Below are 21068 nucleotides of genomic sequence, written 5' to 3'. Positions count from 1 at the left end.
AGTATGTTCTCTCTCGAGTCCAGGTGGACGCCTTAGAGGTTGAAGGCATCGTCCACCAGCTGGCGCTGTTGTTCGACGTGAACGGACATGTAGCCCGCCGCGGGAGCCGCGGATGCCGGACGACCGGCGAACTGCAGACCATGACCGAGACCATCCTTCAGCATATCGGCCACGACCCGCATGTGATGCTGGCTCTGATACCAGGCACCCTGGTTGAGCGGCTCCTCCTGACACCACATGATCTGCTCAAGGTTGGGATAGTCCTTGAGCGCCTCGTACAGCTCCTCCTTGGGAAACGGATAGAGCTGCTCCAGGCGCAGGATGGCGGTATCGTCGCGCTCGTTTTCGGCGCGGTAGGCCGCCAGATCGTAGTAGACCTTGCCGGAGCACAGCACCACGCGCTTGACCTTCTCGGCCTCCAGATTCCCCACGTCCGGCAGCACCATCTGGAACTTGCCGTTCGCGAGCTCTTCCAGCGTAGACGTCGCCTCCTTGTGGCGCAGCAGACTCTTCGGCGACATTACCACCAGCGGCTTGCGTAGCGGGCGGATGACCTGACGACGCAGCAGATGATAGATCTGGGCCGGCGTGGTCGGCACGCATACCTGCATGTTGTGTTCGGCGCACAGCTGCAGGAAGCGTTCGAGGCGCGCGGAGGAGTGCTCCGGCCCCTGGCCTTCGTAGCCATGCGGCAGCAGCATGGTCAGGCCACACAAACGGCCCCACTTGGATTCGCCGGAGGAGATGAACTGGTCGATGACGACCTGCGCACCATTGACGAAGTCACCGAACTGCGCTTCCCAGATGATCAGCGAGTTGGGCGCGGTCGTGGCATAGCCGTATTCGAATCCCAGCACGGCCTCTTCCGAGAGGAAGGAGTCATGGATGGTGAAGCGCGGCTGCCCTTCCTTGAGATGCTGCAGCGGCACCCAGGCCTGGCCATCCTTCTGGTTGTGTACCACCGCATGGCGATGGGAGAAGGTGCCACGGCCCGTGTCCTGCCCGGTAATCCGGATCGGGTGGCCCTGGTCGATCAGCGTGGCGTAGGCCAGCGTCTCGGCAAAGCCCCAGTTGAGCGCCATGCCACCGGCCTGCATCTTGCGCCGGTCTTCATAGATCTTGGCGACCTGACGCTGGACCTGGATACCGTCGGGGATATCGCACATCTTCTGCGCCAGCTGCTGCATGCGCTTCATGTCGAACGAGGTATCGGCGTCGCCGGTCCACTCGTGACCGAGGTAGGGGGTCCAGTCGACGAACAGGCTCTTGTTCGGCTCCTTGACCAGCGCATTGGCGACGTGATTGCCGGCCACCAGATCGTCACGGTACTTCTCGACCAGCGCCTTGGCATCCTCCTCGGACAGCACGCCCTCCTCGACCAGACGGCTGGCATAAATGTCTCGCGAGCTCTTGTGCGTCTTGATCTTCTGGTACATCAACGGCTGCGTGCCGGAAGGTTCGTCCGCCTCGTTGTGCCCGCGCCGGCGGTAGCAGACCAGATCGATGACCACGTCCTTATGGAACTGCTGGCGGTAATCGATGGCTACCTGGGCGGCATGCAGCACCGCATCGGGGTCATCGCCGTTGACGTGGAAGATCGGCGCCTGGACCATCTTGGCGATATCGGTCGCATATTCGGAGGAGCGTGCGTCCTGCGGATGCGAAGTGGTGAAACCGACCTGATTGTTGATCACGATGCGCAGCGTACCGCCGGTCTTGTACCCGCGGGTCTGCGACATCTGGAAAGTTTCCATGACCACGCCCTGCCCTGCGAAGGCAGCATCGCCATGGATGGTGATCGGCAGCACCTTGTCGCCCTCGGCGTCGTCACGACGGTCCTGACGTGCCCGCACGGAACCTTCGACCACCGGAGAGACGATTTCCAGGTGCGACGGATTGAAAGCCAGGGCCAGATGCACTTCGCCGCCCGGCGTCATCACGTTGGAACTGAAACCCTGGTGGTACTTGACGTCACCGGATCCCTTCTCGATGACTTTCTTGCCATCGAATTCGTCGATTAGCTCGGAGGGACTCTTGCCCAGAATATTGACCAGCAGGTTGAGGCGGCCACGGTGGGCCATGCCGATCACGACTTCCTTGGTGCCGTAGTTACCGGCGCGCTGGATGATCTCGTCGACCATGGGGATGAAGGTCTCGCCACCCTCCAGGCCGAAACGCTTGGTGCCCGGGTACTTGGAGGCCAGGTAGTTCTCCAGCCCTTCCGCCGCCGTCAGGCGCTCCAGCACATGCTTGCGTACGTCGGCGCTGTAGTTCGGCTTCGAGCGCACCGACTCGAAACGCTGCTGCAGCCAACGCTTCTCCTCGGTATTGACGATGTGCATGAACTCGCAGCCGATGGAGCGACAGTAAGTCTTCTCCAGCGCGTCGAGAATCTCCTTCAGCGGTGCCTGATCCTTGCCCAGGAACAGGGAACCGGTCTGGAATTCGGTATCCAGGTCCGCCTTGGACAACTGATGGAAGGAGAGATCCAGATCGGGTACCGGCGCCGGGTTACGCAACCCGAGCGGATCGATATTGGCTCGCTGATGCCCCCGGAAACGGTAGGCGTTGATCAGCTGCAGCACCTTGACCTGCTTCTTGTTCTCACTGCTATCGGCAGCGCCCGAAGCCTGGGCCGGACGGCGGCTCTGGGCCAGCTGATAGAACTGATCACGAATCGGAGTCAGAGGTACATCTTGTTGGGAGGGGCTGCCTTCCGGACGCGGTAACTGATCGAAATAGTTGCGCCATTCGTCGGGAACAGCATTTGGATCGACGAGGTACTGCTCGTAGAGCGCTTCCACGTAGTGGGCATTGCCGCCACTGACATGGGAAGAGCGCCACATCAACTCCATTATGCCTTCTTGCATCTCTCGGTCACCCTGCACTGATGGGGTGGTGTCGGCGCCTGACACGGCCGGACCGCGCCGGCGTCACTCTGGCCCTGCCAACCGGCAGGGTAGCATTCATCGGAACGTCATCGGCCCTTTGGATCGTCAAAAGCCGGTGCACACGGCACCGGCTCGGACATTGGGGCCAGTTTCGCCTGCGGCATATCACCGCAGGCGAAAGCTAAATACCAATGATAGCAAGCTATGCGCTGCGATTTAAGTGGCATTCGACAGCAACATTTCACGGATCTTGCCGATGGCCCGGGTCGGGTTCAGCCCCTTGGGACATACCGCCACGCAGTTCATGATGCCTCGGCAGCGGAACAGGCTGAACGGATCTTCCAGCTCGGAGAGGCGATCCCGCGTTGCGGTATCACGACTATCGGCCAGGAAGCGATAAGCTTGAAGCAATCCCGCCGGTCCCACGAACTTGTCGGGATTCCACCAGAAGGACGGGCACGACGTGGAGCAGCAGGCGCATAGAATGCATTCGTACAGGCCGTCGAGCTTGTCGCGCTCTTCGGGTGACTGCAGCCGCTCGATGGCGGGCGGTGCCGTGTCGTTCTGCAGGTAGGGCTGCATGCGCTCGTACTGCTTGTAGAACAGTCCCATGTCGACCACCAGGTCGCGCATGACCGGCAGGCCGGGCAACGGACGCAGCACCAGCTTGTTGTCCTTGACCACATCGGACAGGGCTGTGATACAGGCCAGGCCATTCTTGCCGTTCATGTTCATGCCATCCGAGCCGCAGACGCCTTCGCGACAGCTGCGACGGTAGGCCATGGAACTGTCCTGCTCCTTGATCAGCTCCAGCACGTTGAGGACCATCAGATCACGGCCCTGGGTATCGACCTGGAACTCCTGCATGTAGGGAGCCGAGTCGGCTTCCGGGTTGTAACGGTAAACGGATACCTGAAGCATTGAAGACAACCCCCTTAATAAGTACGGACTTTCGGCTCGAAGGTATCGACGGTCTTGGGCGTGAAGTTCACATCGCGCTTACCGAGCTTCTTCTCTGTCGGGAAGTACATGGAGTGCTTCAGCCAGTTGACGTCGTCGCGATCCGGATAGTCGTAGCGTGAGTGGGCGCCACGGCTTTCCTTGCGTTCCAGTGCGGAGATCGCGGTGGCCTCGGCCACTTCGAGCAGGTTGTCGAGCTCCAGCGCCTCGACGCGCGCAGTGTTGAAGGCGTGGGACTTGTCGCCCAGATGCGCATTGGCGATCCGCTCACGCAGTTCGGCGAGCTTCTTGACGCCCTCCTGCATGTGGTCTTCCTGACGGAACACACCGAACGCGTTCTGCATGATGCTTTGCAGTTCGGCACGCAGCTCGGGAACGGTTTCGCCGCCACTGGACTCTTCCCAGCGGGAGAGACGCGCCATGGCGCCGTCGATGTCGGACTGCGAGGCGTCGAGATACTGAACCCCTTCGTTGAGCGCGCCCTCGATATACATGCCGGCAGCCCGGCCGAACACCACCAGGTCGAGCAGGGAGTTGCCGCCCAGCCGGTTGGCGCCGTGGACCGACACGCAAGCCGCCTCGCCACAAGCGAACAGGCCGTTGATGATCTTATCGTTGCCGTCGGCATCCTGCATGATCGCCTGACCATGCACGTTGGTCGGGATACCTCCCATCATGTAGTGACAGGTCGGTACGACCGGAATCGGCTCCTTGGCCGGATCCACGTGGGCAAAGGTCTTGGCCAGCTCGACGATGCCCGGCAGGCGCTTACCGAGCACTTCCTCGCCCAGATGGTCGAGCTTGAGGAAGACGTGATCGCCTTTCTCCCCTGCTCCGCGTCCTTCGAGAATCTCCATGACCATGGAGCGCGCCACGACATCGCGACCGGCGAGATCCTTGGCGTTGGGCGCATAGCGCTCCATGAAGCGCTCGCCATCCTTGTTGATCAGATAGCCGCCTTCACCGCGACAGCCTTCGGTCACCAGCACGCCGGCGCCGGCGATACCGGTCGGGTGGAACTGCCACATTTCCATGTCCTGCATGGGGAAGCCGGCACGCAGCGCCATGCCGATGCCATCCCCGGTATTGATCAGGGCATTGGTCGTGGAGGCATAGATACGACCTGCACCACCCGTGGCCAGTACGGTGGCCTTGGATTTTACGTGCACCACTTCGCCTGTCTCGATGCACAGCGCGATGCAGCCGACGACATCGCCATCGGCGTTCTTGACCAGATCGATGGCGTACCACTCGTCGAGAAAGACGGTGTTGTTCTTCAGATTGTTCTGATACAACGTATGCAGCAGGGCGTGACCGGTACGGTCGGCGGCTGCACAGGTCCGAGCGGCCTGGCCACCCTTGCCGAAATCCTTGGACTGCCCGCCGAACGGACGCTGATAGATGCGCCCGTTGTCGAAGCGGGAGAACGGCAGCCCCATGTGCTCGAGCTCGAATACCGCCTTGGGACCTTCGGAACACATGTATTCCGCCGCATCCTGGTCGGTGATGTAGTCACCGCCCTTGACGGTATCGTACATGTGCCAGCGCCAGTCGTCGTTGGGATCGGCCGAAGCGATGGCACAGGTGATCCCACCTTGGGCGGAGACGGTATGAGAGCGTGTGGGGAACACCTTGGAAAGCACCGCGGTCTTCTTGCCGGACTTGGCCAGCTCAAGGGCGGCACGCAGACCGGAGCCACCACCACCGATGATGATGGCGTCGAATGTCAGGCTACGCATATTGGACATGGATCAGGCTCCCCACAGGACTTGAATGCCCCAGACCAGAAAAACGAAAAGGGCCAGAATCACGACGACTTGAAAGCCGAAACGCACTCCGGTCTGTTTGAGATAATCGGTAGACACGGTCCACAGGCCGATCCACGCATGCGCCGCCAGCGAAATGAACGCCAGCAGGGAGAAGATGCGCATCCAGGTCTGCGAGAACAGGTGGCTCCAGGTAAAGTAATCCAGGTTGGGATGTAGCAGCAGGTAACCCACCAGGAAGACGGTGTAGATCGCCAGGATGATCGCGGACACGCGCTGGATCAGCCAATCGGAGACACCGCTGCGGCTAAAGTTCGTGATGTTGGTTACCATACCCAGACTCCTGAAAGGATCACTAGAATCACACTCACGATTACCGTGATCTGCGTTTTCTGCTCGCTTCCCTTGAGGTCAAGACCGATGTTGACGTCCATCAGCAGGTGCTTGATGCCCGCCGCGAAATGGAAGCCAAGCGCCGACAGCAGGCCCCAGGCGATCAACTTGGCCAGAAAGTTGTGATCCAGGGTATCACGCACCGCCTCGAAACCTTCGGGAGAGGACAGCGAGGCATCGAGTGCCCAGAAGCCGAAGATCAGACCGATAAAAAGAATGATACCGGTGACGCGGTGAGTAATGGAGGTCAGCGCAGAAAGCGGGAATCTTATGGTGGAAAGATCGAGATTTACGGGTCGTTTGCTATTCACGGCTCTTTACACACTCTCTTGGCCCTGTTTCGGGCTGAGCCCGAACGGGCGGTGGTTTGAGGAAGGGTCTCGGTCGCAAGCCAAGCAGCACGACCAAGCCTGAATCCTGCCAGTCGCGCGGGGGATGATTATAAGGATTGGGGGGGGGGATGACAAATCGATGCCTGCCGGTGAGTTACCTGCAGGCTAGGGCAGAAGCTGGTATATGCTTATACATAGCAGCCGGTACCCCTTTCTTCTCATGCACGCTGCACATGGGACACGCTCGGCACCGCGCTGCCCGTCCAACTCCCCTCATCATCGGCAGGCGCTGCCTTGTCCTGCGGGGCCCACCGGCCTTACATGCACGTCTTGCAGCACCTGAACACGCTCCGCCATCGGCAGCAGCGCTATCCGGAAAGTCTGTCGCGGCAGGTATGGGATGGCTGATTATCGTGGCCCGGCCGACGGATTCGACATGCTGCAGATGGGGAAGATTCGGCGGTATATTTCTACCTGCTTCTGGCAGATCCTCCGGGCCGCCGCCGGGCCTTAGAGCTAATTGACAATCGTTTTCGTGGTTCTATAGTGGGCGGACCGATTTCGCCGGCATGGCAGGCAAGACAAAGACTTACGTAAAAAGGAGGCCATAATGGCTGACAGAAAAGCGCAGTTGACGGTAGAAGGGTTAGACAAGGTCATTGAATTTCCTGTCTACTCCGGCTCCGCCGGACCGGATGTCATCGACGTTCGCAGCCTGACCGGCGAAGGCCTCTTCACCTACGACCCCGGCTTCGTCTCCACCGCTTCCTGCGAATCCGGCATCACCTACATCGATGGCGCCCAGGGCATCCTGCTTCATCGCGGCTACCCCATCGACCAGCTCGCTCAGCACTCCAACTATGTCGAGCTATGCTACTTGCTGATGTTCGGCGAACTGCCTTCCGACGAGGAGTATCAGCAGTTCGACAAGACGATCAACAACCACACCATGGTTCACGAACAGATCGTCAACTTCTACAAGGGGTTCCGTCGTGACGCTCACCCCATGGCGATTCTTTGCGGTGTCGTGGGCGGGCTCGCGGCCTTCTATCACGACAATCTCGACATCACCAAGTACGAAGAGCGTCGTGTCAGCGCCATCCGCCTGATCGCCAAGATGCCTACCCTGGCGGCGATGTGCTACAAGTACAACATCGGCCAGCCCTTCATGTACCCGCGTAACGATTTGAACTATGCGGAAAACTTTCTGTTCATGATGTTCGGCAACCCTTGCGAGGAGTTCAAGGTCAACCCTGTCTTCGCCAAGGCAATGGACCGCATCTTCATGCTGCATGCCGACCATGAGCAGAACGCCTCCACCTCCACGGTACGCCTGGCCGGCTCCACGGGCGCCAATCCCTTTGCCTGCATCAGCGCCGGCATCGCGGCCCTCTGGGGACCGGCACACGGCGGCGCCAACGAAGCCGTCCTCAACATGCTCGATGAAATCGGCGATGATTCCGAGGAGAACATCCAGCGTTTCGTCGACAAGGCCAAGGACAAGAACGACCCGTTCCGCCTGATGGGCTTCGGCCATCGCGTGTACCGCAACTTCGATCCGCGCGCCAAGGTCATGAAAGAGACCTGCGACGAGGTTCTGCATGAACTGGGCATGGCCGACGATCCGCAGCTCAAGATCGCCAAGCGCCTTGAACAGATCGCCCTGGAAGATGAGTACTTCATCGAACGCAAGCTTTATCCGAACGTCGACTTCTACTCCGGCATCATTCTCAAGGCGATCGGTATTCCCACCAACATGTTTACCGTCATCTTCGCCCTGGCTCGTACCATCGGCTGGATTTCTCACTGGAACGAGATGATCAGCAACGACTATCGAATCAGTCGCCCGCGCCAGCTCTATACCGGCTATCCCAAGCGGGACTATCCGACGAAGTAAACCGATAGGAACATATCGGCAACAGCCAGCTCCCCTGTATCGGCCGCCTATCGGGCGGCCTTTCCTTATCTGCGGCCCGCACTGCCCTCTGCGCCTGTCAGGTTACCGTTCCATCCGTTCCAGCCCCGTTCGCTGATTGCAATCGTTTCGTTTCGCTACGTTACAGAGGCCGAATTCACCGGAATGGCGTTGTCCACACTTTCTGTGGATAACGTTGTGCAAAACCCTTAGAAAACGTTACCGAAATCCCATGACAGAGGGGTTACGCTTAAATTGGTCAAAAAATAGCCACATTTAAGCTATTGAAATAAAAAGGATTTTTCAGGAAGGGAAACGTTACGGAGCGACAGAAGGAAGCTTGTGCACAAGCGAGTCTGTAAAACACGGAAAGTGGACAACTTTCCGGCTTGTCAAGCTGAAAATGGCGAAAATAGCGCGCAAAAAGATACAAAGCCGCTGAAGAACTTGATAAGACAGAGAGAGGAGGTGGCGTCCCATAGGGGGTTCGAACCCCTGTTACCGCCGTGAAAGGGCGGTGTCCTGGACCACTAGACGAATGGGACGCAAAAGATACGAGAAAGTGGTGGAGCCTACCGGGATCGAACCGGTGACCTCGACGCTGCCAGCGTCGCGCTCTCCCAGCTGAGCTAAGGCCCCACATCTCGCGAAGACGGGGCGTATATTACGGTTAGAAGACTGAAACGTCAATGGTTTTTTTGGGTGCAGCCACTTCGGCTGCACCCGGCGTACCGTGCCCTTTATAGCGCGCGAAACTCCTTCTCGAAACGCTTGGCCTGCTTCTTGGAAACGCCCCCCAGTACCGAGATGGCATGGCGCAGACGGGCCCGGGTCATGTCGGTGCCCAGAATGACCATGGCATCGAGTACCGATGTCGAGGTCGCGGAGCCGGTAATGGCAATAAAGACGGGCGCCAGGAAATCCTTCATCTTCATTCCGAAGAACTCGCTCAGCGCCTTCGCCTGGCCAAGCAGTGCATCCTTGTCCCAGCTGCGCACGCCCTCCAGACGCCAGACCAGAAACTGCAGCAGTCGCAGCAGTTCCTCGCGCTCAAGCTTCACCGTTTCGAAGTCACGCTCCTGCAGATTCGGCATCCCCGAGAAAAAGTGCCCGGCCAGAGGCATGACATCCGAGAGCGTTTCCACCCGCGGCCGCACCTGGGGCAGTATCCGTGCTACATAATCCTCGTTGAAGGCCCACTCCCGCAGCGCCCGGAGCAGGGCTGCGTCGTCGAGATCTTCACGGATGTAGACACCGTTGAGCCAGGTCAGCTTCTCCAAGTCGAAGACCGGCCCCCCCAACGACACCCGCTGAACATCGAAGTGGGTCATCATCTCGTCCAGCGTGAACTTCTCACGCTCGTCGGGCATCGACCATCCCATGCGCCCCAGGTAGTTGGTGACGGCCTGGGGCAGGTAGCCCATCCGGCGATAGTAGTTGATGGATGTCGGATTCTTGCGCTTGGAAAGCTTCGACTTGTCGGGGTTGCGCAGCAGCGGCATGTGGCAGAGCTTTGGCATCTGCCAGCCGAAATAGTCATAGAGCAGCTTGTGCTTGGGTGCCGAGTTGATCCACTCCTCGCCACGCAGCACGTGGGTAATCCCCATCAGATGATCGTCGACCACGTTGGCCAGATGATAAGTCGGCATACCATCCGACTTGAGCAGGATCTGAGCGTCGATCTGTTCCCAGTCCACCTCGATCGTACCGCGCAGCATATCCTCGACCACACAAGTGCCTTCACTGGGCACCTTCATGCGGATGACGTAGGGCCAGCCCTCGGCTTCGCGGCGCGCCACTTCCTCCACCGGCAGCACCAGGTCATCGGATTTCAGCGCCAACTGCTGCCCCTGCGCCTTGCGTGCCTCGCGCAGCTCATCGAGCTCCTCGCTGGTACGGTAGCACTTGAAGGCATGGCCAGCCTCGAGCAACTGACGCGCATGCTCGGCATAAATCTCGCCGCGCTCGCTCTGCCGATAGGGACCGTGAGGCCCGCCGACGTCCGGCCCTTCGTCCCATTCCAACCCCAGCCAGCGCAGCGAATCGAGAATCATCTGCTCCGACTCGGGGGTCGAGCGCACCCGATCCGTATCCTCGATGCGCAGGATGAACTGACCGCCGTGCTGGCGTGCGAAACAGAGATTGAACAGGGCGATGTAAGCGGTACCGACGTGGGGATCGCCGGTTGGCGACGGTGCAATACGGGTACGAACGGTCATAATATCCTGATCCGTGGCTGAGTGGCGTTACGCGCATTATACGCATGCGCTCGCCCCCCTGCAGTCCGGATCAAAGCACCAGGTTTTCGCGAAACCAGTCGGTAACGAAGTCCAGATAGGCCCGGGTCTTGTCAGGCAGGTATTTGCGCGACCGAAAAAGCACCAGCATGCTGCCATGCTCGTTCCAATAGGGCTGCAGCAGCGGAACCAGTTGCCCGGCCGCGACGGCAGAGCGTGCGGCAAATGTCGGTAGATAAGCCAATCCGAAGCCGGCCTTGGCGGCCTCGACGACGCCCAGAAGGTTATTGATCACCAGACGCGATTGCGGCTCGATATCCAGTGGCTGGCCATTCAAGGAAAAGCGCCAGTGGGCGCCAAGGTCATAGTTGCCATAGAACACCGTGTCGTATTGGGGAATGTCCCGAGGATGTAGCGGAAGACTGATTCGCGCTAGATATTCCGGCGCGCCATACAGGCCATAGACGACCTTGCACAGAGGACGCGACACCAGGCTGGAAGGTGGCAGCGGCCCCATGCGGATTGCCAGGTCCACCGCATCGTCTATCGGCTCGAAACGCTGGTCCTCGAGCAGGATCTCTACCGACACGTCCGGGTAGCGGCGCATGAAGGCCGTCGTGGGGACAGCCAGGTACATGAAGCCGAAACTGACCTGGGCACTGACCTTGAGCTGCCCACGAGGCCGTGCCGTCACCGACTGAACCTGCGCCTCTGCGGCCTGCAGCTCTTCGCGAATACGCAGCCCATGCTCGTAATAGATCTGTCCGGCCTCGGTAAGGCGCAGCGATCGTGTCGAGCGATTGATCAGGCTGACTCCCAACTCCTCTTCCAACGCCGCGACGCGTTTCGAGGCCAGCGACTTGGATATCCCGAGGCGACGGGCGGCAGCGGTGAAGCTCTCTGCACGGACCACCTCGACAAAGACCCGCAAGGCATCCAGTGTTGCCATATTCTCTATCTCACTTGGAATAAGTTTCCATTCTGGAAACACTGGTTTTCGATTGTACGTCTTATTCGATCAAGATCGACTCTCTATACTGCACCCACCTGAAGCCCGGCGACATGTTCCCAGGGCACCTCAGGCAGCCGCGCCATCAAACTGCACTTGTAGAATGATGGCGTGATCGCCATCGGGCTTGCGTGAGAGATCGCTCTTTCCAGGCCCGGATGACGCCTTCAGTGCACGATGCTTATGCGCCATTAGCTGCTCTCCGGAGCAGTTGGCGCGCTTTTCCGTTATCCCACTGTGCCTTCCTGTATCACTGCATTACCTAGGTTAAAGCACGCGCCATAGCTTGGCTCTATGCTGAGCCGCTGTTGCGTTAGGCAGGCATGAAGCATGCCATTGTCTGCCAGCTCAAAGTCGGAATGATTCCTTCGCAAAAGGCTTTTCACGACATGACATTTGTCGTGATTCGCGAGGCTTTTGCCTTATGAGGGCTTAAAAAAGCAAGCATACCGGGGGGAGCTTCATGCTTCTTCAGCCTGATTCAACAAGGTCAATCAACCCGAAACATACTTTGGAGCTGGCTGGATATGCTAACCGCGTTCACGTTACGGCGAGATGCATAAATGAAAGCATTGGGAAACCGAATCAAGCATCTGAGAGTCAAATCCGGCCTCAGCAAGGCCGCCTTGGCCAGGCGGGTCGGCGTATCCGACGTCACCATTTCCTACTGGGAATCCGGCACGATCAAACAGATTGGACATGAACGTTTGATTGCCCTGGCCCAAGCTCTGGATTGTCCGCTCAAGGATCTTCTCGACAAGGCAAGTGCCGCTCATCTTCTCCCTGCTCCTGCGCCGCTCCACCCGAACAATTCAAGGTTTCTCCTGCATCTGCGCACCCGCAAACCGTTACCCTGGTTGGAAGAAGGCGCCGACAAGCCTGACGGATCGAGCGAGATCAAGCTCGATGCCGCGAGCGCCAAGCGGAATACAGAAACCGGATCGCCCAGACCGAAGGTAGAAAACCTGCTAAGCGAATGTTATTTCGTGACACCGGGAGAGGAGGAGCATTTCGATTTTCTCGGCGAGGGGGATATCGCGGCCATTGCACCGGTCACCGGTTTCCAGCAGAACGGCCTCTATCTCATCGAGCGTCTGGGCCAGTTGGAAATCAAGCATATCGAACGCCTTGCCTCGGGGCGCATGAAGATTCAAGGAGAAGATGTGCAGGCCTTCGTCATCGAGATCGAACGCGAACTTTCCATTCAGTTGCTGGGACGCATCAAGGCACGCTGGAACCTGCTTGGCGAGATTTCCCCGTAGGGGCTTCTTCACCCCTCGAAAGCCATGGCAGAGTACAAGATTGGGGGCTACCGGCAGGCCCCAATATCACCTCGCCGCCATGTGGAGCAGAACATCATCGCCGGACATTCCCCTACGACTCCCTACTCGCGGCCCCTTCCTGCCATTACGCTGACTTCGCTCTGCAACGACCTTCACTTCGCGTCGCTTCTACTCCACGACGACATAACCCTCGGCATCGGGTACTACGTCCACTACACGCCGTCGACCAGACGGCAACGGTCCCATCTGCACTTTTAAATAGTGCCATCTCACTGGAGAGCGCGGTGACGTGTCATGCATGTACGTCATCATTGGCGCCGGTACCGGCAAGCCCTTTCTACGAGCCAGCAAGGAGGCCAGATGTCGCGTGATGGCCTCACGCGTCTTGTCCAGCATCGCATGATAGCCGGTTCCCAAAACGCGGAACCCCGGGAGATCCGGAGCGAACGCTTCCCACTCGTTCAATGCCCCCGGTACGGGCCGTATGCCGACTTCATAAATCAGTTCACCCATTAAGTTTTCCTAATTCAACTTAATTCAAGCAGCGCAGATTACGCTCCCTTACCCTACGTCTCAAGCTATAAACGCCTATTCACCTGATAGTAAAAAACTGCACGAGACGTAACGCATCTGGGTGATGCTAATTCAGTATGACAACCGTCAAGGCTTAAATAACCGCCTCTCCAGAAGCTATTTCCCTAAGAGGCTGACAGCTAAGCCTACACAGAGCGAAATCGGCGGTACGCGCCGCCGCTGAGGCAAATCTTGGGAAGCTGCGCCGTCACCGACAGGCGCGACAGTGAGTTTTCCGGCCTGATGTGAGACACTACCGCACCTGGCCTGACCCGATTGTCACCGCCTCACTCTTATCCTTTATCTCATCACCTCCCTTGGCACCGGCTCTCCTATCCGAGCCTGTTGCATCCGTCATGGCGCAGCCAGGGGATAACGACTGTACGAACTGATTCGATATGGCCGATACCCAGACATCCCCTAGCCACCCTGGCTCTCCCCGCCCCACCCTGGACAGAACGTTCTCCATCGCCCCCATGATGGATTGGACGACCCGGGATTACCGGGCCTTTGCGCGCTGCCTGACCCGCCGCGCCCTGCTCTATACGGAGATGGTCACTACCGGCGCCATTCTGCATGGCCAGCCGCGCGAACGGTTTCTGGGCTACAGCGATGTCGAGCATCCCATCGCACTGCAGTTGGGCGGCAGCGACCCGGGGGAGCTCGCGGAGTGTGCGGCGATTGCCGAGGCGTGGGGCTATGACGAGGTCAATCTCAATGTCGGCTGCCCCAGCGACCGGGTGCAGAACAACCTGATCGGTGCCTGCCTGATGGGCCATCCCGAGCGCGTGGGTCGCTGTATCGGCGCCATGCGTGATGCCGTGTCGATTCCGGTTACCGTGAAATGTCGCATCGGTATCGACGATCAGGATGAGGACGCCGATCTCGAGCGCTTCATCGACATCATCGCCGCTGCCGGCTGCGAGACCTTCATCGTGCATGCCCGCAAAGCCTGGCTCGAAGGTCTTTCGCCCAAGGAGAACCGTGACGTACCGCCGCTCAATTATCCTCGCGTCTACCGTCTCAAGACGCGCCATCCCGAATTGCATATCGGGATCAACGGTGGGCTAAAGACGCTGGGTGAGTGCCGTGAGCATCTGGCACAGGTCGACAGCGTGATGCTCGGGCGCGAGGCCTATCAGAACCCGTGGCTGCTGGCATCGGTGGATGAAACACTCTACGGTGAGCCGGGGCCGGCCGAGAACCGCCACGCCGCTGCCCGCGCTTTTCGCCCCTATATCATCGAGCGCTTGGCCGAAGGAGCGCGACTCAATCACGTCACGCGCCATCTGCTCGGGCTATTTCAGGGCTGCCCCGGGGGCCGCCGCTTCCGCCGCCATCTTTCGGAGAATGCCCATCGAGAAGGTGCCGGTCTGGATGTCTTCGACGCCGCACTGGCCTTGGTCCCGGAAGAGATCCAACAACCCGCCTGATAGCGGGCAGCCGGTCACGACAACTCGGGACGCGGATCGAAATCCGACTGGAAGGATTCTACCGCGCTCTCGGCTTCGTCGATTTCATGAAACCGCGCGACATGGAACAGCGCCTCGCCCTCGTTGGCCAGCGGCAGGTTGCTCATGCCGATCACGATGCCATCGGCCACGGCCGTCACTTCCCTTTCCGCGTTACCGAAGGGATCGGCCACCAGCCCCAGCACCTCACCCCGTGCCACACGCGCTCCGAGACGCGCCTTGGGGCGCAGGATGCCGTCGATCGGCGAGCGGGCCCAGCTCGAACCATTGGAGATTTCGGCGGGCGGTGGCAGACCCCGGCGCCTGTCGGAGGGCAGCATGCCCAGCATGCGCATGACGCGCTGCACCCCGCGGACCCCCGGTGCAATGGCCCACTCATCGAAGCGCAACGCCTCGCCCGCCTCGTAGGTCAGCACCGGCACCCCACGACTCTGGGCATACTCACGCAGGCTACCCTCGCGCAGCTCCGCATTGAGAATGACCGGCACTCCGAAAGCTTCGGCCATGTCGAGAGTTGCAGAACGGCCTTTGAGCTGGGCACGTATCTGCGGCAGATTGGTGCGATGAATAGCGCCGGTATGCAGGTCGATGATATGCGTCGCCTGATCGGCGATCTGCTCACGGAACAGTGCGGCGACACGCGAGCCCAGCGAGCCTGCTTCGCTACCGGGAAAACAGCGGTTGAGATCACGTCGGTCGGGCAGATAACGGCTATGCTGAACGAAGCCGAACACATTGACGATGGGCACCGCGATCAACGTGCCGCGCAGGCGGCTGAGCGACGACAGACGCAGTACGCGCCGCACGATCTCGACGCCGTTGATTTCGTCGCCGTGAATGGCCCCGCATACCAGCAATACCGGACCGGGCTGGCGGCCATGCACCACCTCGACCGGAATATGCAGTGGCGCATGGGTGTAAAGCTTGGCGACGGGAACATCGATCAACGAGCGGGAGCCGGGCGCGATTCGGGTGCCGGCGATTTCGAAAGGAGCACGAGCCATCAACATTACCTAGAATAGAACAGTGTTTCCTTTATACCCGGGTCGCACCGCAATGACGACCCCCGGGGTCAGCTCGTGCAGTACGCAGCGTTTTTCCGAATGCCCTTTCCGACCAGGAGGCCCGCATGTACAGCCTGACCGTCCGCGACCATTTCATGGTTGCCCATAGCTTCGATGGCCGACTCTTCGGCCCTGCGCAGCGTCTGCATGGGGCCACTTATGTCGTCGACGTCACCTTCAAGCGTCCGGAACTCGACGAGGAAGAACTGGTCGTCGACATCGGCCTGGCAACTCAGGCCCTGTCCAAGGCGCTGGCCCGCCTGAACTTCCAGAATCTCGATGAGGTTCCCGAATTTCGGGGCCGCAACACCACGACCGAATTCATGGCCAGAATGATCTTCGACCGTCTCGGGCAAGCCATTCGCAACGGCGAACTGGGCCAGGCCGGTCGCGGCCTGACCGCGATGAATGTCACGCTGCACGAGTCGCACATCGCCTGGGCCAGTTATGAAGGTAATTTATGAGTGAAAAAGACCCCGTGAACGAAGGAAAGCGAGTGAGTGAACTGACCTTTATCGTCGCCGGCGACCCCACCAAACTGAACGGAAGCTACATTTACGATGCCCGGATGGTCGAAGCGCTGCGGGAGACCGGCCGGCAGGTAACGGTCATCGGTCTCGAAGGCCGTTTTCCCGAACCGGATGCCCAGGCCACTCGCGCATTGGACAGTGCGCTGGACAAACTGCCCGCTGGAAGCCATGTCGTCATTGACGGTCTCGCCCTGGGCGGCCTGCCGGAAGTCATCGAAGCCCATCGCGAGCGGTTGACCCTGACGGCGTTGATCCACCACCCGCTGGCCGATGAGACCGGCCTTGGCGAGCCTCAGCGACAGCGCTTCATGATCAGCGAGACCCGCGCCCTGGCCGCCGTGAAAAACGTCATCGCCACCAGTGTCTTTACCGCCCGGCGGCTCGCCGACTTCGCCGTTCCGCCAGAACGCATCCAGGTCATCGAGCCTGGTGTCGATAGCGCCCCGCTGGCAATCGGGCATGGCGACCCGCCCCGCCTGTTGTGTGTCGCCACCCTGACACCACGCAAGGGACATGAGGTGCTGATCGACGCCCTGGCCCGGCTCACCGACCTGCCCTGGCAATGCGATTGTATCGGCGGGCTCGATCACGACCCGTCGCACGCCCGGCACGTCCAGACGCGGATCCGCCAGCTTGGCCTCGATACGCGCATCCACCTGCTGGGCTCCCGCCCTCCCGAGGCCCTCTCCGCAGCCTATCAGGGTGCCGACCTCTTCGTGTTGCCTTCCCATTATGAAGGTTACGGCATGGTGATCACCGAGGCCCTGGCCCATGGCCTGCCGGTGGTGACCACCACCGGTGGCGCCCTGACCTATACGCTGCCCGACGTCGCCGGACTCAAGGTACCGCCGGGCGACGTCACGGCGCTGGTCGAGGCACTGAAGCAGATGCTCACCGACCGCGACGCCCGCGCGCGTTTCGCCGCGGGGGCCCGTCAGGCTCGCGATCAGCTGCGGGATTGGCAGGCTGCGGGTGAAGCCTTCGCCAAGGCCCTGCAATTGCCATGAGACATGAGATAGCGTCGCGCATGGAATGAACCGCGGCGGACGACTGGCAACCAGCCGCGAGATGTGAAAGGTTAATGAAAACTGTACTGGCGTGTTTCTCACGTGCCGGTATGACACCAAGTAGGCCATAACAGCAAGGAGAGCTTGATGCGCCATCTGTCCAAACCCCGAGAACTCAGACGCGACGTTCTTTCCTGGCTGTCATGGCTGGGCCGCCATGAACTGGCGCTGCTCGTGGGTATCGTGATGGCCTCCGGCGGCGTATGGGCGTTTGTCGCCCTGGCCGGCGAGGTGATGGAAGGCGACACGCGGGGCCTGGACGAAGCCATCCTGCTGGCCTTTCGCAACGCGAGCGATCTCACCGATCCGCTCGGGCCCGGCTGGGTCGAGGAGATGGGACGTGACTTCACCGCGCTCGGCGGTGTGGGTGTGCTGACGCTCATCACCCTGGGCGTACTCGGTTATCTGCTGCTCTCCGAGCGGTTTCGCGCTGCCCTGTTCACGCTGGTCTCCGTATCGGGAGGCTGGATCATCAGCACCCTGCTCAAGATGGGCTTCGAGCGCCCCCGACCCGATCTCGTCCCGCATGGTTCAATCGTCTATACCGCCAGCTTTCCCAGCGGTCATTCCATGATGTCCGCCGTCACCTACCTGACCCTGGCGGCATTGTTGATCCGGATACAGCCTGAACGGCGCCTGAAGGCCTATCTGCTGATGACCGCAGTTTTCATCACCGTGCTGGTCGGCATCAGCCGTGTCTATCTCGGCGTGCACTGGCCCACCGACGTCCTGGCGGGATGGACGGCTGGTGCGACCTGGGCCGCGTTATGCTGGCTCGGCGCCCGCTGGCTGCAGCGACGCGGCGCGGTGGAGGCACCTGCCGGAGACGAAGAGACCGCATCCTGATACCGCCCCTTTAAGTTCATCCTCATCGCGCAACCGCATCCGCTTGACCCTGAAGTGCGCTTCAGGGTTTAAGCTCTAAGCCATCATGAAACGGCGGGAACGACAGATGCTGAGGATCGGTGAGCTTGCCGAACGCTGCGACGTCAGCGTGGAAACCCTGCGCTACTACGAGAAGGCCGGATTGCTGCCCCAGCCCATGCGCGGCGATAACGGCTATCGCTATTACGGACCCGACAATGTCGATCGGGTGAGCTTCATCCTGCGCGCCAAGGCGCTGGGCTTCACCCTGGCCGATATACGCGACCTGCTGTCCCTGCAGGTCGAAGCCGATGCGCATACGTGCCGGGAAGTGAAGGCACTGGCCGAAACCAAGCTGGCCGAGATCGATGCCAAGCTGGCCGAGCTTCAGCGCATGCGCCAAGCGCTCGCTACCGTCACCGTGGCCTGCTGCGGCGGCCCGCATGCGATCACCGACTGCACCATCCTGACCGCGCTGGCCGAGGGTGAAGTGCGAGCAGAGCATCACACCTCCCCTTCCGGCGAAAGCGGCCATCCGCCCCACTCCAAGGAGGCCGAGACGTGAACACATTGGCGACACTGCTCAGCGCCTTCTGGCAGCTATGGCTGGATGCCGCCCCGTGGCTGATCCTCGGGCTGGTCGTGGCGGGACTGATGCAGGCATTGATCTCGACCGAGCGGCTGGCGGCCCACCTGGGCGGTGAAGGCATATGGCCGGTCATCAAGGCGGCACTGCTCGGGGCACCGCTACCCTTGTGCTCCTGCGGGGTCATTCCGGCAGCGGTGGGGCTAAGACGTGCCGGCGCTTCGCGAGGTGCCACTTCCTCATTTCTGATCTCCACACCGGAGACCGGCGTGGATTCCATCGCCATCTCCTATGCCCTGCTCGGCCCGTTTCTGGCCGTGATGCGCCCACTTGCCGCGCTGGTCACCGCCATCATCGCCGGCGTCCTGACAGGCTTCACTCGCGAGCCCCGCTCCCCCCGTACCGCCACGTCAAGGACGCCGCAAGCCTACGCATGCTGTCCGGCGCTCGCGAGCAAAGCCGATGCCAGCGTCCGGACGGCGACGGACACCTCTTCGGGCTGCTCCTCCTCCCGGGCCGTGGAGGGTGCGTCTGCCCCTGACAGGGACTGTGGCAGTGCAGCCCTCTCCGCCACGCCCCCTGTCGCACCGTCAACCGCATCGAGTTGTTGTGGCACGTCAGCGCCGTCCTGTTCCGCCGCTCCCGTGACAAACTGCTGCGCGTCGTCGCCGATCGACGCCAGCCCGACCTCTACGGCGGCCCTGGCGCCTGGCGGTTCCTCCCCCTTGACCCAGCGCCTGATCGCCGGACAGAAGATGGCCTTCACCGATCTGTTCGGCGATCTCGTCAACTGGCTGCTGGTGGGTCTGCTGTTCGCTGCCCTGGTCGTGGCCTTCGTTCCCCAGGACTTCCTGGCCCGTTTCAGTGATGGGTTGCCGGCCATGCTGGTCATGGCGGCAATCGGTGTCCCGATGTACATCTGCGCCTCGGCCTCGACGCCAGTGGCGGCCGGCCTGCTGCTGGCCGGCGTCTCGCCGGGAGCCGTGCTGGTATTCATGCTGGCCGGTCCCGCCACCAACATCGCCACACTGGGCATCGTGCGCCGCGAACTGGGCAATGCCGCCTTGATCGTTTATCTGGCCAGTGTCGTGGGAGTCGGGATCGCCTTCGGTTACCTGACCAATGCACTGATCGGCAGCTGGGAGCTGGATATCCACAGCGAACTCGCCGCCAGCGCCGAGATATTGCCCCACTGGCTGAGCATGGGGGCGGCGCTGGCTCTCGCCATCCTCAGTGGTGCCTGGTATTTCCAGCAGTGGCAAGGCCGCCGTCAAGGGCAGGCCAACTGCTGCGGGTAAACTAGCCACCTTCGCGGAAGGCGGGATAGAGCATCATGCCGCCATCCACGAACAGCGTCGTCCCGACCACATAATCCGAGTCGTCGGAGGCCAGCCAGGTTGCCGCCCTGGCCACGTCCTCCGGCTCGCCGATACGCCCATAGGGAATCAATCGAAGCAGGCTCTCGGCCGCCTCTTCGCTTTCCCAGGCGTCACGATTGATCTCCGTCCGGATGGCGCCCGGCGCCACCGCGTTGACGCGAATTCCTTCCGCGGCCAACTCCTGAGCCATGGTTTCCATCAGCAACTTCAGCCCGCCCTTGGCGGTGGCATAGTTGGCGTGGCCGCCCCAGGGAATCGCCTGATGGACCGAACTGGTAAACACGATCTTTCCAAGAGCCGCGGAACGTTGCGCATCCAGCCCCTGCTGACGAAACCTGCGCACCGCCTCCTGAGCGCAGAGAAACTGTCCGGTCAGGTTGACGTCGATCACCTTGCGCCAGTCGTCCAGGCTCAGCTCGGTGAATGCCCCATCACGCTGGATACCGGCATTCGCCGCCAGGATATCGACTCCTCCCAGACAGTCATTCAAAGTATCGAACAGATGCCGGCAATCTTCCGGCTGGGAGACGTCGCCCTGCACGGCGACGGCGTTGCCACCTTGCTCCCGGATAGTGTCGACCACCTGTTCGGCCGCTTCCTGGTTGGAGCGGTAGTTGACCGCGACCGCCGCTCCCGCTTCGGCGTATGCCAGTGCAATGGCGCGTCCGATTCCCGAACTGGCTCCCGTGACGAGGGCTCGCTGGCCATGCAAGGAGTGTCTATTCATGTCGGCCTCCAGAGATTCAC

At 60.7% G+C, this 21068-nt stretch carries 18 protein-coding genes and 2 tRNA genes; 8 read left to right on the top strand and 12 right to left on the bottom strand.

What is annotated here, in order from left to right:
* Positions 1 to 32: 32 nt before the first annotated feature.
* The 5 genes from ACYQ12_RS06035 to sdhC all read right to left on the bottom strand — a co-directional run bounded on the left by ACYQ12_RS06035 (position 33) and on the right by sdhC (position 6321).
* A complete protein-coding gene (locus tag ACYQ12_RS06035; protein WP_459869106.1) occupies positions 33 to 2870 on the bottom strand; it encodes a 2-oxoglutarate dehydrogenase E1 component in 2838 nt (945 codons plus the stop codon).
* A gap of 237 nt (positions 2871 to 3107) precedes the next feature.
* Positions 3108 to 3812, bottom strand: a complete 705-nt coding sequence (locus ACYQ12_RS06030; RefSeq protein ID WP_459869104.1) for a succinate dehydrogenase iron-sulfur subunit — start codon at positions 3810 to 3812, stop codon at positions 3108 to 3110.
* A 14-nt stretch (positions 3813 to 3826) separates the two neighbouring features.
* A complete protein-coding gene (gene sdhA, locus ACYQ12_RS06025) occupies positions 3827 to 5599 on the bottom strand; it encodes a succinate dehydrogenase flavoprotein subunit (RefSeq protein ID WP_459869102.1) in 1773 nt (590 codons plus the stop codon).
* A gap of 3 nt (positions 5600 to 5602) precedes the next feature.
* Positions 5603 to 5950 (bottom strand): succinate dehydrogenase, hydrophobic membrane anchor protein, encoded by a 348-nt coding sequence (sdhD, locus tag ACYQ12_RS06020; protein WP_459869100.1) that lies wholly within the window; start codon positions 5948 to 5950, stop codon positions 5603 to 5605.
* Positions 5944 to 6321: a succinate dehydrogenase, cytochrome b556 subunit gene (gene sdhC / locus ACYQ12_RS06015; RefSeq protein WP_459869098.1), complete on the bottom strand. Its 378-nt coding sequence runs from the start codon at positions 6319 to 6321 to the stop codon at positions 5944 to 5946. Before sdhC ends, sdhD begins: the two co-directional genes overlap by 7 nt.
* 631 nt (positions 6322 to 6952) lie before the next feature.
* On the opposite strand from sdhC, the gene gltA reads away from it, so the two are divergent.
* Complete coding sequence (gltA, locus tag ACYQ12_RS06010) at positions 6953 to 8239, top strand: citrate synthase (protein ID WP_459869096.1); 1287 nt, start codon at positions 6953 to 6955, stop codon at positions 8237 to 8239.
* A gap of 487 nt (positions 8240 to 8726) precedes the next feature.
* On the opposite strand, the gene ACYQ12_RS06005 is transcribed toward gltA, so the two are convergent.
* From ACYQ12_RS06005 to ACYQ12_RS05990, 4 genes are all read right to left on the bottom strand, one after another.
* Positions 8727 to 8802: transfer RNA gene (locus ACYQ12_RS06005), tRNA-Glu, on the bottom strand.
* Between the two features lie 18 nt (positions 8803 to 8820).
* Positions 8821 to 8896, bottom strand: a tRNA-Ala gene (locus ACYQ12_RS06000).
* 101 nt (positions 8897 to 8997) lie between these two features.
* Complete coding sequence (gltX, locus tag ACYQ12_RS05995; protein ID WP_459869094.1) at positions 8998 to 10476, bottom strand: glutamate--tRNA ligase; 1479 nt, start codon at positions 10474 to 10476, stop codon at positions 8998 to 9000.
* 70 nt (positions 10477 to 10546) lie between these two features.
* The gene (locus ACYQ12_RS05990) at positions 10547 to 11443 is read right to left on the bottom strand and encodes a LysR family transcriptional regulator (RefSeq protein ID WP_459869092.1); all 897 of its coding nucleotides are present in this window, start codon (positions 11441 to 11443) and stop codon (positions 10547 to 10549) included.
* A 623-nt stretch (positions 11444 to 12066) separates the two neighbouring features.
* Here ACYQ12_RS05990 and ACYQ12_RS05985 point away from each other — a divergent pair.
* Positions 12067 to 12765 (top strand): helix-turn-helix domain-containing protein, encoded by a 699-nt coding sequence (locus ACYQ12_RS05985; protein ID WP_459869090.1) that lies wholly within the window; start codon positions 12067 to 12069, stop codon positions 12763 to 12765.
* Positions 12766 to 12954: 189 nt separating this feature from the next.
* On the opposite strand, the gene ACYQ12_RS05980 is transcribed toward ACYQ12_RS05985, so the two are convergent.
* Positions 12955 to 13299: a hypothetical protein gene (locus ACYQ12_RS05980; RefSeq protein ID WP_459869088.1), complete on the bottom strand. Its 345-nt coding sequence runs from the start codon at positions 13297 to 13299 to the stop codon at positions 12955 to 12957.
* Between the two features lie 458 nt (positions 13300 to 13757).
* Between ACYQ12_RS05980 and dusA the strand changes: the two genes are divergently transcribed.
* Entirely contained in the window at positions 13758 to 14792 is a 1035-nt protein-coding gene (gene dusA / locus ACYQ12_RS05975) for a tRNA dihydrouridine(20/20a) synthase DusA (RefSeq protein ID WP_459869086.1), read from the top strand.
* Between the two features lie 14 nt (positions 14793 to 14806).
* Here the strand turns inward: dusA and ACYQ12_RS05970 are convergent, their stop codons facing one another.
* A complete protein-coding gene (locus ACYQ12_RS05970; RefSeq protein ID WP_459869084.1) occupies positions 14807 to 15835 on the bottom strand; it encodes a succinylglutamate desuccinylase/aspartoacylase family protein in 1029 nt (342 codons plus the stop codon).
* Positions 15836 to 15960: 125 nt separating this feature from the next.
* On the opposite strand from ACYQ12_RS05970, the gene ACYQ12_RS05965 reads away from it, so the two are divergent.
* From ACYQ12_RS05965 to ACYQ12_RS05945, 5 genes are all read left to right on the top strand, one after another.
* Complete coding sequence (locus tag ACYQ12_RS05965; RefSeq protein WP_459869082.1) at positions 15961 to 16359, top strand: 6-pyruvoyl trahydropterin synthase family protein; 399 nt, start codon at positions 15961 to 15963, stop codon at positions 16357 to 16359.
* A 32-nt stretch (positions 16360 to 16391) separates the two neighbouring features.
* Positions 16392 to 17432, top strand: a complete 1041-nt coding sequence (locus tag ACYQ12_RS05960) for a glycosyltransferase family 4 protein (protein ID WP_459869080.1) — start codon at positions 16392 to 16394, stop codon at positions 17430 to 17432.
* A gap of 147 nt (positions 17433 to 17579) precedes the next feature.
* Complete coding sequence (locus tag ACYQ12_RS05955; protein ID WP_459869078.1) at positions 17580 to 18338, top strand: phosphatase PAP2 family protein; 759 nt, start codon at positions 17580 to 17582, stop codon at positions 18336 to 18338.
* A 106-nt stretch (positions 18339 to 18444) separates the two neighbouring features.
* Complete coding sequence (gene zntR, locus ACYQ12_RS05950) at positions 18445 to 18921, top strand: Zn(2+)-responsive transcriptional regulator (protein WP_459869076.1); 477 nt, start codon at positions 18445 to 18447, stop codon at positions 18919 to 18921.
* Positions 18918 to 20240 (top strand): SO_0444 family Cu/Zn efflux transporter, encoded by a 1323-nt coding sequence (locus tag ACYQ12_RS05945; protein ID WP_459869074.1) that lies wholly within the window; start codon positions 18918 to 18920, stop codon positions 20238 to 20240. Before zntR ends, ACYQ12_RS05945 begins: the two co-directional genes overlap by 4 nt.
* A gap of 1 nt (position 20241) precedes the next feature.
* Here the strand turns inward: ACYQ12_RS05945 and ACYQ12_RS05940 are convergent, their stop codons facing one another.
* Positions 20242 to 21048, bottom strand: coding sequence for a glucose 1-dehydrogenase (locus ACYQ12_RS05940; protein ID WP_459869072.1), 807 nt, complete (start codon positions 21046 to 21048; stop codon positions 20242 to 20244).
* Between the last annotated feature and the right edge of the window lie 20 nt (positions 21049 to 21068).

The sequence above is a fragment of the Halomonas shantousis genome, from assembly GCF_054654615.1.
This window is presented reverse-complemented; position numbering and strand designations above follow the sequence as displayed.